Source organism: Bacillus sp. SH5-2 (assembly GCF_008368905.1).
Lineage (GTDB): Bacteria > Bacillota > Bacilli > Bacillales > Bacillaceae_G > Bacillus_A > Bacillus_A luti.
This window is the reverse complement of the sequence record NZ_QOSD01000036.1, coordinates 25,023-40,139: the sequence shown is the minus strand read 5'-3', so window position 1 is coordinate 40,139 and position 15,117 is coordinate 25,023. Positions and strand designations below refer to the sequence as shown.

Here is a 15,117-nt window from a genome sequence, read left to right as displayed (position 1 = left end):
GAAAATTCTAAAAATTTAAAATTCTATTCAAGAAATTAATAACTTGAAAATATATTGTATCGCTTTGAGGGGGGAGTGTTATGAAAGTTTCGTTATTTATTACTTGTCTATCAGATGTGTTTTTTCCTCAAGTGGGTAAGAGTGTCGTAGAAATTATGCAGCAATGTGGAGTGAAACTAGATTTCCCTGAAGGACAGACTTGTTGCGGGCAACCAGCTTACAATAGCGGATATCAAGAAGAAGCAAAACTAGCAGCAAAGCAAATGATCAAAGCATTTGAACATAGTAAATATATTGTCACTCCTTCTGGATCTTGCGCTAGCATGGTTCATCATTATTATAAGGAAATGTTTAAAGACGATAGTGAATGGTATGAAAAAGCGGTTCATTTAGCGGATAGAACGTATGAGTTGACGGATTTTTTAGTGAATGTACTTGGAAAAAGTGATTTGAAATCTAAGTTGGCGGAGAAAGCCGTTTTTCATCAATCTTGTCATATGAGTCGTGCGCTTGGGATAAAAGAGGAACCACTTAAGTTATTATCGCAAGTAGAAGGTCTAGACGTAAAAGAATTACCATATTGCCAAGATTGCTGCGGGTTTGGTGGTACTTTTGCAGTGAAAATGAGCTCGATTTCTGAAACGATGGTTGATGAAAAAATAAAACATATTGAGGCGACAGAAGCAAATCTCTTAATTGGAGCAGATATGGGATGTCTTATGAATATTGGAGGGAGATTGCGCAGGGAAAATAAAAATATTCAAGTATTACATGTAGCAGAAGTACTGGCGAAGGGGCTGAATAAATGAGTGTGGCGGGGGAACAAGTTTTTTTGAAAAGAGTAGATAAAGCGTTGAACGATCCGCAGATGAGAAGCGCGGTTCCGTTTACACAAGATAGGCTTCGGATGGGACGTGAACAAGCTACACAGGAATTAGGGAATATTGAAGAATGGCGTGAGGCAGCATCTGAAATTCGGATGCATACAATTGAAAATTTAGATAGTTATTTGGAACAATTAGCTACTAATGTTCGAAAAAATGGGGGGCATGTTCATTTCGCTTTCAAAGCAGAGGATGCCGTATCGTACGTTTCTGAAATCGCAAGAAAAAAAGGAGCGAGATCAGTAATTAAGTCAAAGTCCATGGTTTCAGAAGAAATACACCTTAATAAAAGCTTAGAAGAGATAGGGGTGAAAGTAGTAGAGTCCGATCTTGGGGAGTATATTATTCAACTAGCTGGAGAAGCTCCATCCCATTTAATCGCCCCAGCCATTCATAAGACGAAGGAACAAGTAGCAGAGCTTTTTTCTAAAGAAGCAGGAAGAGAGATACCAGTTGATACGAATCAATTACTACAATTTGCTAGGAAGCAATTGCGTAAAGAGTTTTTAGAAGCTGATATTGGTATTTCTGGTTGTAACTTTGCGGTAGCGGAATCTGGATCAGTTGTTCTTATAAGCAATGAAGGAAATGCTCGCCTTACTACGACATTGCCAAAAGTTCATATTGCTATTATGGGGATGGAACGTCTTGTTCCCACGTGGAAAGATCTTGATGTAGTCGTTTCAATGTTAACAAGAAGTGCTACAGGCCAAAAGATTACCTCTTATGTAACTGGAATTAATGGCGCGCGTTTACATGAAGATATGGATGGACCTGAAGAATTTCATTTAATTATTTTAGATAATGGTCGTTCTGATATTTTAGGAACTGCTTATGAAGAAGTATTAAAGTGTATAAGATGCGGAGCTTGTGTAAATGTTTGTCCTGTGTATCGTAATATTGGGGGCCATGCTTATGGAAGTGTTTATAGCGGGCCAATTGGGGCAGTACTAGCACCTTTATTAGAAGGGTATGAAGAATTAAAAGAATTACCTTTTGCATCAAGTTTGTGCGGAGCGTGTACAGATGTTTGCCCCGTGAAAATTCCATTACATGACCTTCTCATTGAACATCGAAAAGATGTGGTGGAACAAGGGTTTGTAACGAAATTTGAACAACTGGCTTTTAAAGGTTTCACGTTTATGGCAAGTCATCCATTCATTTATGAGAAAGCTATTAAAATGGCACACACAGGTTTATCGATCTTTGCAAAAGATGGCTATATTGCGAATGGCCCAGGTCCATTAAAAGGGTGGACAGAAAGTAGAGATTTTCCAAAACCTGCGAACCAATCATTCCGTGATTGGTGGAAAAAAGAAAAGAGGGATTCATAATATGAATACGGATGTACAAGAGTCTTTTTTAAACAATATCGCACGTAAATTAAATAGAGAACGTCGCTCGGGAGTCACTCCTCCCAGGTGGAAAAACGATCCGCTTAGGCACTTTTCTAATGAGATAGATCACGAAAGTTTAATAGAGCAGTTTATTGCAAACTTGCATACGTTACATACTGAAGTAAGTCATATACACCGTTCAGAAATAGGGAGTGCACTTCAGTATGTTGTACATAAATTTAATGTTCAATCTGCGGTGTATTGGGATGATGATAGATTACACCAGCTTGAAATAGGAAAGCATTTAAAAGAAAATTTCGTTTCTCATCGTATTTGGCAAAGGAAAGAAGGTGAAAGAGAACTACGGGATTATGCAGCTCAAGTAGATATGGGAATTACATATGCCGAAATGGGACTCGCTGAGACGGGAACGGTTGTTTTATGGAATGGTGGCGGACGCGGGCGTTTAGTTAGCGTTTTGCCAGCAGTTTATGTAGCAATTCTCTCAGAACATACAATTTATAGACGCTTAACAGAAGGAGTAACTAGAATTCATGAACAGGTTTCGAATGGATTACCTGCCTGTATTAATTTTATCACTGGACCTAGCCGGACAGGTGATATTGAGATGGAATTAGCTTTTGGAGTTCATGGCCCAGGCAAGGTCCATGTCATTCTATTAAAGGATTAGAAAGAAAAACAAAAGAATGCGAGGGGGAGTGGGAATTTTGATGAAGAATAAATTTCGTTATTATGTCTTTACAATGCTCACGTTTATTACGATGGTGAATTATATTGATCGAGGGGCCATCGCTTATGCGCAGTCTTTCATTATAAAAGAATATGGCTTTGACCCGAAGGAGTGGGGAGCTATATTAGGGTATTTTGGTTACGGTTACATGATCGGTTCTTTATTAGGAGGTATTTTTTCAGATAAAAAAGGACCAAAATTTGTATGGATCGTAGCAGCAACGGCTTGGTCTATTTTTGAAATTGCGACCGCTTTTGCTGGAGAAATAGGGATTGCTGTTTTTGGAGGATCTGCTTTAATAGGATTTGCTATCTTCCGCGTTTTATTTGGATTAACAGAAGGGCCATCTTTCGCGGTTTCGAATAAGACAGCAGCAAACTGGGCGGCTCCAAAAGAAAGAGCTTTTTTAACATCTCTTGGTTTTGTTGGCGTTCCGTTAGGGGCAGTATTAACTGCACCTGTAGCGGTTATGTTGCTATCTTTCACTAGTTGGAAAATCATGTTTTTTATCCTTGGTACAATTGGGATTGTATGGGCGATTATTTGGTATTTTACTTTTACGAATATGCCTGAGGATCATCCACGAGTGACAAAAGAAGAATTAGCTGAAATACGAAGTACGGAAGGTGTGCTTCAATCAGTAAAAGTAGAGAAAGAAATTCCAAAAGAGCCATGGTACTCCTTTTTTAAAGTTCCGACATTCGTTATGGTTACGATAGCATATTTTTGCTTCCAATATATCAATTTTTTAATATTAACTTGGACACCGAAATACTTGCAAGATGTATTCCATTTTCAATTATCTTCCCTTTGGTATCTTGGGATGATTCCTTGGCTTGGGGCTTGTATCACATTGCCGCTAGGGGCGAAGCTATCTGATCGTATTTTACGTAAAACAGGGAACCTTCGTTTAGCTCGAACAGGGTTACCGATTATTGCTTTATTACTGACAGCAATTTGTTTTAGCTTCATCCCAGTGATGAACAATTATGTAGCTGTATTAGCGCTTATGTCGCTTGGAAATGCGTTTGCTTTTTTACCGAGTTCATTATTTTGGGCAATTATTGTCGATACAGCTCCTGCGTACTCAGGAACATATAGCGGAATTATGCATTTCATCGCTAATATCGCGACAATCTTAGCCCCGACTTTAACTGGATATTTAGTTGTAAGTTATGGTTACCCTTCCATGTTTATCGTAGCTGCCGTTTTGGCCGCTATTGCAATGGGGGCAATGTTGTTTGTGAAACCAGGGCAACAAACGAAGACGGAAAGCTTATTTAACTGGAGAGGTAAGAAGCGGTTAGAGGAACCTCGTGCTAATTTTGAATGAGTCAAGTAAGGTGAAAAAATGAGTTGTATGCATTTGAATTGAATCCGAATAGTGGTATATGAAAAAACTCCTGAATTTGCATACTAAGTATGCAAATTTAATGGAGTTTTTTTCATTCTCCTCGGGAGAAATAAAGTGAAATGATCAACAACATGGGAAGTATAAAATTGTATATAAATCTCTGTAATCAAATGCTTAATGTAAAGTTTATTCTACGGCTTCATATATTTGTTTTTTATTTGAATTTTGCCCGAGTAGCATGTGAAATCAAAACTTTATATGTAGCACATAATAAATACAGTTGTTATCCTTTTTTAATTACATGTGGAAATAGGATAAAGTTGATTTATCAACCTATATTAAAATGAAAATAAACCACTGTTCGATTTGAATATTCCACGATATAATGGTGAGAGTTTATATCTGAAGAAATATTTACATAAGAAGTGAGGTACTATATGAAAAAAAGAACGACAGACATTATTTTTATTATTATTGGTGCATTTCTTTTTGCATTAGGTGTGAATTTGTTTGTTATTCCGAATGAGTTTGGTGAGGGCGGGGTAACAGGTATCACGATTATTACGTACTATTTATTTGAGTGGTCACCAGGTTTAGTCAACTTAATTTTAAATGCGATTTTATTGATAGTTGGTTATAAATTTTTAAATAAGATCACAACGATTTATACGATTATTGCTGTAGTTACGAATTCACTGTTCCTTCATTTGACAGAAGGCTGGACGATTACTTCGGATGAAATGCTCGTAAATGCCATTTTCGGTGGAATATTTATTGGGTGCGGGATTGGTCTTATCATTCGCGTTGGCGGAACAACTGCAGGTACGACCATCTTAGCAAGAATGACGCATAAGTATTTAGGATGGAGCATTAGCTATGGTCTATTGTTCTTCGATTTAATCGTTGCGTTCTCATCTTATTTCATCATTGGTGCAGAAAAACTGATGCTGACAATTATTATGCTATATGTAGGAACGAAAGTGATGGAATTTGTAATCGAAGGTTTAAATCCGAAAAAGGCCATTACGATTATTTCTGATAATCCGGATGAAATTGCAGGGAAGGTGACAACCTTAATGGGCAGAGGGGTTACCGTGTATTCAGGTCATGGCTATTACACGAAAACGCCGAAGGACATTCTTTATGTTGTTATTAATAAGCAAGAAGTAGTGAAGCTAAAGAGGATTGTTCAAACTACGGATCCGGCTGCGTTCATCGCTATCCACGACGTTCGTGATGTATTCGGAGAAGGATTTGTTGATATTTCTAAGGCTTAAAAGTTGTTTTTGATTAAAATAATCTTAATACTGAAACGTGAGAATCTATTTTGAATAGTCTTTTTTCAAAATAGATTCTTTTTCTTTTTCTTTTTCTTGCAAAAAAGCCAATTCTTTCTTAATGTAGTGATGTAGAAGGATGAACGAGAGAGGGTTTAATGAAGATGATACATATTTTATTAGCTGATGATGATAAGCATATTAGAGAGTTATTACATTACCATTTACAAAAAGAGGGGTTTAAAGTTTTTGAAGCGGAAGATGGAAAGGTAGCGCAAGGCGTGTTAGAGAAGGAAAATATTCATCTTGCGATAGTGGACATTATGATGCCATATGTGGATGGCTATACGTTATGTGAAGAAATCCGGAAGTATCATGATATACCGGTTATTTTATTAACTGCGAAAGATCAGTTAGTCGATAAAGAAAAAGGGTTCGTTTCTGGTACGGACGATTATATTGTAAAACCGTTTGAACCAGCCGAAGTCATTTTTCGTATGAAAGCTTTATTGCGCCGTTATCAAATGCTGAGCGCTGACATTATTACACTTCACGGAACGACAATTGATCGTAAAGGTGTTGAGGTAAAGTGTAATGGTCAAACGATTTTGCTCCCATTAAAGGAATTTGAGTTATTATCACAACTGGCTAGTTATCCTGGAAGAACATTTTCAAGAGAAGAGCTAATTGAATTAGTATGGGGAATGGATTTTGAAGGGGATGAACGAACAGTTGACGTTCATGTGAAGAGACTACGAGATCGATTCTCAAAACGAACAGATGATTTTCAAATTACAACAGTGCGCGGACTCGGTTATAAGTTGGAGTTGAAATAAAATGAAATCACTATATTCGAGATTTGTATTTATGACAGTCGGTATTATGCTACTTAGTAGTATTATCGGCTTTTTATTAACGAACGTATATTATCAAGTGAAGTTAAAACCGTATAATAGTGAAAAGATTTTAAAGTATGCTGAGGAAGTTAAATCGTTATATGAAAAGCAAAGTGAAGAAAATAAAGAGGCGTATTTGCATTCTATTGCGAAATTAGGATATGAAATTTATATTGTCGATGATCAAAAGAATGGAAAGCGTATCGGCAATGCGTTTCGTAAGACGTCTATTAGCGATGATACCGTTCATAAAGTATTGGAAGGGGAAACGTTTAATGGCGTTTCCACATATCCGACCCGCCTATTTATTACCGGTTTTTTCGATAATGAATTAATTAATAGTGTCGGTGTACCAGTGCAACACGGGGATAAACAGTACGCTTTATTTATTCGTCCCGACATTCAGAACCAATTTGGTGAGATGCGAATTTTCTTAGCGGTATTACTTGGTTTTATCGTGTTATTAAGTATTCTCTTTATAGCGATTGCAGCAGGTTATATCGTTCGTCCAATTCGTAAATTTACGAAGGCTACGCAAAAAATTGCGAGTGGTGAATATGAAATTGAATTAGACGTAAAACGAAAAGATGAAATTGGTACGTTATCTACAAACTTTCAAAAGATGACGAAAAGTATAAAAGAGTTAGATGAAATGAGACAGGAATTCGTTTCGAACGTTTCACATGAATTTCAATCGCCGCTTTCTTCCATACAAGGGTTCTCGAAAACATTGCAAACAGAAAAGATGAGTGAAGAAGAAAGAAATCATTACTTACGAATTATTGAGGGCGAAAGTAAGCGAATGTCTAGTTTATGTAAACAGTTACTTACGCTAGCTTCTTTAGATAAAGAAGAGAAAGTATTACAAATAAAAGAATTCAATTTACAAAAGCAAATTAAAGACGTCATTTTTATGCTCGAATGGAAATGGCGTGAGAAAGATATCGCCGTTGAATTTGATGTACCAGACATTACAATTCAAGGTGATGAAAACTTACTTCATCAAGTATGGAGTAATATTTTTACGAATAGTATTAAGTTTTCAAACGATGCTGGAACGATTGAGTTTTTCGTGGAAGAGTTAGAGTCTAGTGTAATCATCTCTATATCCGATAACGGAATCGGAATGGAAAAAGAAGAAATGGAACGTATTTTTGATCGTTTCTACAAAGTAGATACAGCGAGAGCGAGAAACGTAGAAGGTAGCGGTTTAGGATTATCGATTGTGCAAAAGATTGTTGAACTGCATAACGGAAACGTTTCAGTGTATAGTACGAAAGGGGAAGGGACTACTGTTCGGGTGGAGCTTCCGAAATAGATGGAAGAGGCTGTTTGGAACGGCCTCTTCTTTTTGTTGTTTTTTGTTGGTAAGTCGATATAATTGGTAAATCGCTGATATAATTCGAGTTGCGCTGATATATTTTGAAAACCGCCGATATAAATTTCATGTACTGTATTCCTGCTATAAAGCCGCACCTTTCCCGTGTTCTTCCTTAAACCGAATTTCAAAAGTATCCGCTGTAATCTCATCAGCTTTCGGCAATGAACGTAATTTCGGATGAAGTAGCCATACGAGAGAAATAAATAAAATACCAATGCTAGCGAGTGCGAAAATGAGTTGGCTACTAAATACATTTGCGGTGTATCCGCCAATTAAAGAACCAAATGGCATCGCAATTGTGCCCATACTTCGCATAACTGAGTTGATGCGTCCGATATATTGATTTGGAATTACAATTTGACTAATTGTCGCAAATAATATGTTGGTTGCACCAATCGGTACCCAAGCTAGGCCGAATAAGAAAATAGATAACCATTGAAACGGTACAACAGTAGAGAGAAACCAAAAGATAGCACCAGTTGCAAAGCCAATAATAGAGACACGGCCAACATTATGTTTACCAACCCATGAACTGAATAGCGCTCCAATTAAACTACCGGCTGATATAGCAGCTAAGAAGAAGCCGTATGATTTCACACCGCCTAAAGAATCAGCGAAAGAAGGGAGTATTGCCATCGTCATACCGATTGAAAAATTAGCGACAACGGAACCGATTAAGAATACGCCCATTAATGAACGGAAGACGATTGAAAAACCTTCTTTTAAATCAGAGAAATATTGTTTAGTTGAAAGTGATGTGTTTGCTTCGGTTTGCTTTGGCATTTTTAATGAAAAGAACAAAAGGGCCGTAATCGCGAATGTAAAAGAGTCGATTACATATAAAGTAATGGCGCCAAATAGTGCTACTAATATTCCAGAAAGAGTCGTACAAATTAAATCGATGCCTTGATATGCAAATGAGAAGAGTGAATTTCCTTTTAATAATTGTGTTTTATGCAGTAGAAGTGGTAAAGCTTTTGATTGTGCGGGATAGGCGAATTGTTCGATAAAGGCTACGATTGGCATAATGATGAGTAGTAGTTGGACTGTTAATAGGTCGAAGTAGTGTGTAATAGGAATGATTAATATAAGAATGCATTGCAAAACTTGTGTGATGACGAGGGTGTTTTTAATTTGCCACCTATCAACGAATGGGCCAGTAAGAAATTGAAGTGCAGAAGGTAATAACGTAAGAAAACCTGCTAATCCAGAATAAAAAGGATTACCACTTAGCTTATATACGAGCCACATCGCGGCTACATAGTACAAGCTATCTCCTATGTTTGTAAAAATTCTCCCTAAAAACAATAAGAGGAAATTCCGGTTTTTTAATATGTCCACTTTATCTACTCCTTTATAATAAATTTATTCGGTAAAATAAATTTGACCGTTTATGTAAAAAAAATCGTATTACGATTTTTCTTCTTCTTTAATAAATTGCTGCATTGTTCTCTCAGCGATTTGAAGTGCAGTAGTAGAAATATAATAAGGTTTACTATTTGGGTTTTTATCTGCACCTTTTGTGATCTCGTTTAATTCAGCCATCAATTGATGAAACTTTTTCACCCACACTTGAAATTGTTCTGGCGTAGCATCAAACTCCCAGCAAGATGAAACGTAATTCCACTCAGCTGGGTCTTCGCTTGCTTTTCGTAATATAAAAGCTTCTTCAGGTGCAGCGAGAATACGGCTTTTCGTTCTTTCTACCATTTGTAAAAAGATTTGGCGACCTGATTCGCTTAATATTTCTAAATGAGGTAATAGATCTGCAGCAGGGGTAAATCCTTTAGCGACAGATTGATAAAATTTTTGAACGATGCCATTTTTTTCTTCGGTATATACGATTTCTATAAGACCATTTTTCTCTAATTCTTTTAAATGGTAATGAATTTTCGCCCTTGAAATGCCGAATTTCTCAGATAGTAATTGTCCTGTATAAGGACGTTCACATAGACGCATCATCATTTCGGCACGTAGTGGATCGCTTATTGCTTTTAGTTGGCTATAAGTAGTTAGTATTAACATGGGCTTCAACATAATCAACTCCTCAAATTAAATTACTCGGTCAATATTATTTGACTGAATTGTATCAAGGATTCTATTTATTTTCAATACTTTCTGAAAATTTAATTTTTACTATGTAATCTTCTGTTCATATTCCGTTCATATTTCTTTTTTATGATAAGTGCATAGAAAGTAAGAGGAAGGAGCGAGCGAAATGTTTTTAGCTCTGCGTGAATTAAAACAATCAAAATTAAGATACGGATTAATCGGACTTATTATGGTGTTATTATCATTTTTAGTCCTTGTGATTTCAGGATTAGCAAATGGATTATCATATGATAATGCTTCATCGATTCAAAATATGGAGGCAAATAAGTTCGTTTTAGCAGATGATGCGGAAAATAAATTACTTCGTTCACAAATTAAACAAGATGATGTAGATAACGTAGTAAATCAAGTAGGCGAGAAAGAAGCAGTTCCGTTTCGTGTGAAAGTTTCAACGTATGAAAAGAAAGATAGTTCGAAAAAAGTGGATGTTGCGATTTTCTCAAGTGAACGTGATTCATTTTTAGAACCGAACATTGTAAAAGGTGAGAAATTAGGTACAGCAAACAACGAGATGGTTGCTGACGAATCAATTAAAGAAAAAGGAATCGATATTGGAGATACAATTATTGATCCTGTTTCAAAGAAAGAATTTAAAATCGTTGGATTTACGGAGAATCAAATGTTTAGCCATACACCAGTCGTTTATGTAAATGAAGACGTATGGGGCGCTATTTCACAACCAAACCAAAAAGATTATAGTGCAATTGCACTTAATACAGATAAAGAAGTAAAAAATGCACACGTAATTGACAAAAAAGAAGTGCTGCAAAGTATTCCAGGATTTAAAGAAGAGCAAGGAACATTAACGATGATCATTGCGTTCTTACTTGTTATCGCTGCGTTACTAATTGGTGTATTCTTCTACGTAATTACATTACAAAAAACACAGCAATTAGGTGTACTAAAAGCAATCGGTACAAAGAACACTTATTTAGCAAATAGCTTAGTCGTACAGGCGTTATTCTTATCAGTTGTGGCGATGATAATCAGTATTGTTCTTGTACAAGGGTTAGAACAAATTTTACCAGCAGGTATGCCGTTCTTATTAACAACACCGATGATTGCACAATATGCAGTAATCTTTATCGTAATTAGTATTTTAGGAACACTTATTTCGTTATACCAAGTATTAAAAGTTGATGCATTAGAAGCAATTGGAGGCGGGATGTAATGACTTCATTATTAAAATTAGACAAAGTAAGTAAAGTGTACGGAGAAGGGAATACGGAAGTAACAGCCCTTCATCCGATATCGCTTGATGTGAAAGCTGGAGAGTTTATCGGAATCGTCGGTCCTTCTGGATCAGGGAAAAGTACGTTATTATCAATCGCGGGTGCATTACTATCACCATCAAAAGGGGATATTTACATTCGTGAGCAAAATATTACGAAGTTATCAGAAAAGGAAATGACAGACATTCGTTTGAAAAAAATCGGCTTCATTTTCCAATTCGCAAATCTCGTTCCATATTTAAATGTAAAAGAGCAATTACTGTACATTGCAAAGCTTAAAAAAGAAAACAAGCAAGAATCTGAAAAGCGTGCAGATCACTTACTAGCAGCATTTGGATTAGGAGAAAGAAAAAATCATTATCCAAATCAACTATCTGGTGGGGAAAAACAAAGGGTCGCAATTGCTCGTGCGTTCATGAACAACCCAGATTTAATATTAGCAGATGAGCCAACGGCAAGCCTAGACTCAAAACGCGCACGTGAAGTTGTTGAAATGATGAAACGCGAAGTGAAAGAGAGCCAAAAAGCAGCTATTATGATTACACATGATGAAAGAATGCTTGATGTATGTGATCGTATATTGACGCTTAGAGATGGACAGTTAATACAAAATTAAACAATGAAAAAGGACAACAATGCATATAAGCGTTGTTGTCCTTTTTACAAATATATTTATAATGGCGTTATTTCGAGAAGAACGTTTTAATTTTATTTCGTGTTACTAATAAAAGTCCACCTAAAATAGATAACATACCTAAAGCCATATTACTTGATTGCTCACTACCAGCGTTAGGAAGTTCTCTAGCAGTATTTTTCGCTGGAACATTCGTAGTGTTAGTATTCGTTGTCGTTTGTTTCTGTTGTGATACTTCATTAATTTTGTTATCTACATTTTGCTTCGTAGTATGTACCTCAGCTAATTTGTCATCAATTTTTTTCTCAGTATGTTTAAAGTCGTTGATTTTAATATCTAAGTCTTGTTTTTTCTTTGTTAAATCGTCTGAAACAGTTTGTTTTGATTGTTTCATTTCATTGATTTTATTGATTAAATCTTGTCTAGCTTCTTGTAATTCAGCTAGTTTGTTTTTGATATCTTGTTTAGCTAGTTCTAAGTTAGCGGAAAGACTATCTAAATTTCCTTTGATTTTTTTTAGTTCTTCTAGCGTGTTACCAGTGTTTGGCTTCTTTTCTTTTAGCTCAGCAAGTTTGTCCTCAGCAGTTTGTTTCGCTTTTTTTAGCTCGGCTAATTTTTCATCTACTTGTTTTTTAACTTCTTTAAGTTCATTAACCTTCTGGTCGATGTTCTCTTTATGTTGCTTAATTTCATTCACTTTTTCATCGATAGTTTGTTTATGTTCTTTAATCTCATTCACTTTGTTATCGATATTTTGCTTATGTTCTTTTACTTCAGCAACTTTATCTTCTACTTGTTTTTTATGCTCTTTAATTTCAGCGATTTTGTCCTCAGCAATTTGTTTGTCTTGCTGAAGTTTTGCATCTAACTCTTGTTTATGTTGTTTAATTTCGTTGATTTTTTCATCAGCAACTTGTTTACGTTCATGTAGTTCATTAACCTTTGTATCAACATTTTCCTTAACTTGGTTAAGTTCATTCAACTTTTGATCCACGTTTTCTTTGTGCTGCTGCAATTTCGCATCTAACTCTTGTCTATGTTGCTTAATTTCAGCTAATCGATCTCCAGTACTTTGCTGAGTAGTAGCATCATTTACTTCAGCATGAGCAGAGTTCGCGCCAGCAATCATCGCTAAAGCTAGTGTAGACGCAGCGATTGTTTGTTTTGTCTTCATATTTTTGTACCTCTTTCCTATGAATGAATTCCATTCTGTAAAATTGAGCATATAAAAGCAGATTATTATATCATTATATACCATGTTCGTCGCCTAGAGGAATTATTTGCATAATAATCTATGATTATATAATGTTTAAAATCTATTATTTAGGGGGAGGGGATGAACTTTTAGCGAGATGAATATAGAGAATAGACAAAATGGCCGGAGAGATAACGAGCTGAAAACTTGACAAAAAAACTTATTTATGCTATAATTTAACAATATTAAAATAACGTGTATAATAGGGTTCTCCTGGCCAGGGGAACCCTATTTTTGTTGTGAAAATGAAGGAGTGTATGTGCATGAAAAAAGGTGAAGCAAGTGTAACATCGTTAGTATCAGCTTTCAGCAGGGCATATCATAGTCAGTTTGATAATCCGAAAATCTTTGATGATTATGTAGCTAAAGAGTTCATTTCACAAAAAGAACGTAACGAAATTGAAACGAACATGATTCAAGGAATACATTTTTTCAATAAAGAGATTGCAAAGCAGTTTCAAGACAATCCGAAAGAAATATTAAAATGGATTACACAAGTGCAGTTATCACCAACACCGTTAGCACGTGCGGCATATTGTGAAAGAGTATTACTACACGAAATTACACTGGGAGCGAAACAATACGTCATACTCGGTGCGGGATTAGATACATTCAGTTTTAGACACCGAGAGTTAGAAAATAAAATAGAAGTATTTGAAGTGGATCATCCTTCTACGCAACAGTTTAAGAAGGAGAGAATAAAAGAAGCAGAACTTGAAGTTCCAAATCACCTTCATTTTGTGTCGATGGATTTTACGAAAGAAATTTCCTATGAACAGTTACGGAATGAAGGATTTGAACATAAAAAAACGTTCTTTAGTCTGTTAGGTGTTTCGTACTATTTAACGAAAGAGGAACTTGCTAGTTTAATAGAATGTTTATTCGAGATGGTTCCGGCAGGTAGTTCTATCGTTTTTGATTATCCCGATGAAAACCTATTTACGGAAAAAGGGTTGTCTAACCGAGTTGAAAATATGGTAAAAATGGCAGCGGTAGGCGGAGAACCGATGAAATCATGTTATTCTTATCGCGAAATGGAAGCATTGTTAGAGAAATCGGGTTTACTCATTTATGAGCACTTATCACCAGAGGACATAAATACATTATATTTTGAAGGAAGAAATGATTATTTGAAAGCTTTTGAGACGGTGCAGTATATTCATGCGGTGAAGAAGTAGATAATGAGTATTGTGAATTTCCAAGGGAAACAATTGGGATATCTTAAGAAAGAAGAGATTTTGTCTTTTTATTGTATACATGAATCAGCTTACTTTAATAGGTAGATTAAAATAAACTATGATATGATTAGCATTGGATTTCTTAATAAGGGGGTTTTTAAATGACGCCAGAACAAATTGTTAGAAAATTTTTTGATGAAGTACGTTCAGGGAATAATCCTGACTATTCAAATCAATTCATGGCAGAAGAAGTATTGGCACATCAAATTGTATCTGAAGAAGAACAAACAGTTTGCAGAACACCTGAAGATTATGCTGAACATGTAAGAGAGATGATTGAAGTATACGGTAATTTTTCTTTAGAAATTCAAGAATTTTTAGCACAAGGAAGTAAAGTATATGTACGTTGGAAACAAGTAGGTATGCATGTAGGAGAAATCGATGGATATGAACCTACAGGACTTTCAATCATTCAAATAGCAAGTGCAGTCTATAGAGTAGAAGATGGAAAAATTGTAGAGTATTGGATTCAAATTGATAGGTCAGGAATTCAAAACCAATTAGAGCGCAATAAAAATATTCAGTAGTTAACTTGTAAAGCTATAAGTAGGCATGGGGAGAAATCTCTGTGTCTCTTTTTATGAAAAATAAGGAAAAGAGATGTAGTGATGGAAAGTATAATGCTATTAAGCGACTATATGATGGTAACGTTACATTGCCATAAATCTAAGGTTTCACACTATTAATGAAACAAAAAATACACTATCTTTTCTTATAATACTACAGAAAGGATAGTGTATTCTTGCAAAGAGATGGGCATATAGCG

At 35.7% G+C, this 15,117-nt stretch carries 14 protein-coding genes; 11 read left to right on the top strand and 3 right to left on the bottom strand.

Going from position 1 to position 15,117, the window contains the following annotated elements; translation table 11 throughout:
- Positions 1-80: 80 nt before the first annotated feature.
- The 7 genes from DN410_RS25575 (at position 81) to DN410_RS25545 (ending at position 7,817) form a co-directional block, all read left to right on the top strand.
- Positions 81-809: a (Fe-S)-binding protein gene (locus DN410_RS25575; RefSeq protein ID WP_149178531.1), complete on the top strand. Its 729-nt coding sequence runs from the start codon at positions 81-83 to the stop codon at positions 807-809.
- Positions 806-2,218: a LutB/LldF family L-lactate oxidation iron-sulfur protein gene (locus tag DN410_RS25570; RefSeq protein ID WP_149178530.1), complete on the top strand. Its 1,413-nt coding sequence runs from the start codon at positions 806-808 to the stop codon at positions 2,216-2,218. Before DN410_RS25575 ends, DN410_RS25570 begins: the two co-directional genes overlap by 4 nt.
- A 1-nt stretch (position 2,219) precedes the next feature.
- Positions 2,220-2,912: a LutC/YkgG family protein gene (locus DN410_RS25565; protein WP_149178529.1), complete on the top strand. Its 693-nt coding sequence runs from the start codon at positions 2,220-2,222 to the stop codon at positions 2,910-2,912.
- A 40-nt stretch (positions 2,913-2,952) separates the two neighbouring features.
- A complete protein-coding gene (locus DN410_RS25560) occupies positions 2,953-4,305 on the top strand; it encodes an MFS transporter (RefSeq protein ID WP_179958646.1) in 1,353 nt (450 codons plus the stop codon).
- A gap of 458 nt (positions 4,306-4,763) precedes the next feature.
- Entirely contained in the window at positions 4,764-5,603 is an 840-nt protein-coding gene (locus tag DN410_RS25555) for a YitT family protein (RefSeq protein ID WP_000747503.1), read from the top strand.
- Positions 5,604-5,761: 158 nt separating this feature from the next.
- Positions 5,762-6,439, top strand: coding sequence for a response regulator transcription factor (locus DN410_RS25550; protein ID WP_179958644.1), 678 nt, complete (start codon positions 5,762-5,764; stop codon positions 6,437-6,439).
- A 1-nt stretch (position 6,440) separates the two neighbouring features.
- Complete coding sequence (locus DN410_RS25545; RefSeq protein WP_149178527.1) at positions 6,441-7,817, top strand: sensor histidine kinase; 1,377 nt, start codon at positions 6,441-6,443, stop codon at positions 7,815-7,817.
- Positions 7,818-7,961: 144 nt separating this feature from the next.
- Here the strand turns inward: DN410_RS25545 and DN410_RS25540 are convergent, their stop codons facing one another.
- On the bottom strand, positions 7,962-9,221 hold the full coding sequence (locus tag DN410_RS25540) for an MFS transporter (protein ID WP_149178526.1): 1,260 nt from the start codon (positions 9,219-9,221) through the stop codon (positions 7,962-7,964).
- A gap of 69 nt (positions 9,222-9,290) precedes the next feature.
- Entirely contained in the window at positions 9,291-9,917 is a 627-nt protein-coding gene (locus DN410_RS25535; RefSeq protein WP_149178525.1) for an ArsR/SmtB family transcription factor, read from the bottom strand.
- Positions 9,918-10,098: 181 nt separating this feature from the next.
- Between DN410_RS25535 and DN410_RS25530 the strand changes: the two genes are divergently transcribed.
- Together DN410_RS25530 and DN410_RS25525 are read left to right on the top strand one after the other, a co-directional pair.
- On the top strand, positions 10,099-11,163 hold the full coding sequence (locus DN410_RS25530; protein ID WP_149178524.1) for an ABC transporter permease: 1,065 nt from the start codon (positions 10,099-10,101) through the stop codon (positions 11,161-11,163).
- Positions 11,163-11,840: an ABC transporter ATP-binding protein gene (locus DN410_RS25525; protein ID WP_149178523.1), complete on the top strand. Its 678-nt coding sequence runs from the start codon at positions 11,163-11,165 to the stop codon at positions 11,838-11,840. The genes DN410_RS25530 and DN410_RS25525 overlap by 1 nt, the downstream gene beginning before the upstream one ends.
- Positions 11,841-11,907: 67 nt before the next feature.
- Here the strand turns inward: DN410_RS25525 and DN410_RS25520 are convergent, their stop codons facing one another.
- Complete coding sequence (locus DN410_RS25520) at positions 11,908-13,032, bottom strand: LPXTG cell wall anchor domain-containing protein (RefSeq protein WP_149178522.1); 1,125 nt, start codon at positions 13,030-13,032, stop codon at positions 11,908-11,910.
- Between the two features lie 344 nt (positions 13,033-13,376).
- Here DN410_RS25520 and DN410_RS25515 point away from each other — a divergent pair, with 344 nt between their 5' ends.
- Together DN410_RS25515 and DN410_RS25510 are read left to right on the top strand one after the other, a co-directional pair.
- Positions 13,377-14,291 carry a class I SAM-dependent methyltransferase gene (locus DN410_RS25515; RefSeq protein ID WP_149178521.1) on the top strand — a complete coding sequence of 305 codons (915 nt, stop codon included), beginning with the start codon at positions 13,377-13,379 and terminating at the stop codon, positions 14,289-14,291.
- A 161-nt stretch (positions 14,292-14,452) separates the two neighbouring features.
- Complete coding sequence (locus tag DN410_RS25510) at positions 14,453-14,878, top strand: ester cyclase (protein WP_149178520.1); 426 nt, start codon at positions 14,453-14,455, stop codon at positions 14,876-14,878.
- Positions 14,879-15,117: the final 239 nt, after the last annotated feature.

Bases quoted from the DNA above. Each gene is read 5' to 3' on its own strand.
- DN410_RS25575 (WP_149178531.1), top strand. From the start codon at position 81: ATGAAAGTTTCGTTATTTATTACTTGTCTATCAGATGTGTTTTTTCCT.
- DN410_RS25570 (WP_149178530.1), top strand. From the start codon at position 806: ATGAGTGTGGCGGGGGAACAAGTTTTTTTGAAAAGAGTAGATAAAGCG.
- DN410_RS25565 (WP_149178529.1), top strand. From the start codon at position 2,220: ATGAATACGGATGTACAAGAGTCTTTTTTAAACAATATCGCACGTAAA.
- DN410_RS25560 (WP_179958646.1), top strand. From the start codon at position 2,953: ATGAAGAATAAATTTCGTTATTATGTCTTTACAATGCTCACGTTTATT.
- DN410_RS25555 (WP_000747503.1), top strand. From the start codon at position 4,764: ATGAAAAAAAGAACGACAGACATTATTTTTATTATTATTGGTGCATTT.
- DN410_RS25550 (WP_179958644.1), top strand. From the start codon at position 5,762: ATGAAGATGATACATATTTTATTAGCTGATGATGATAAGCATATTAGA.
- DN410_RS25545 (WP_149178527.1), top strand. From the start codon at position 6,441: ATGAAATCACTATATTCGAGATTTGTATTTATGACAGTCGGTATTATG.
- DN410_RS25535 (WP_149178525.1), bottom strand. From the start codon at position 9,917: ATGTTGAAGCCCATGTTAATACTAACTACTTATAGCCAACTAAAAGCA.
- DN410_RS25530 (WP_149178524.1), top strand. From the start codon at position 10,099: ATGTTTTTAGCTCTGCGTGAATTAAAACAATCAAAATTAAGATACGGA.
- DN410_RS25525 (WP_149178523.1), top strand. From the start codon at position 11,163: ATGACTTCATTATTAAAATTAGACAAAGTAAGTAAAGTGTACGGAGAA.
- DN410_RS25520 (WP_149178522.1), bottom strand. From the start codon at position 13,032: ATGAAGACAAAACAAACAATCGCTGCGTCTACACTAGCTTTAGCGATG.
- DN410_RS25515 (WP_149178521.1), top strand. From the start codon at position 13,377: ATGAAAAAAGGTGAAGCAAGTGTAACATCGTTAGTATCAGCTTTCAGC.
- DN410_RS25510 (WP_149178520.1), top strand. From the start codon at position 14,453: ATGACGCCAGAACAAATTGTTAGAAAATTTTTTGATGAAGTACGTTCA.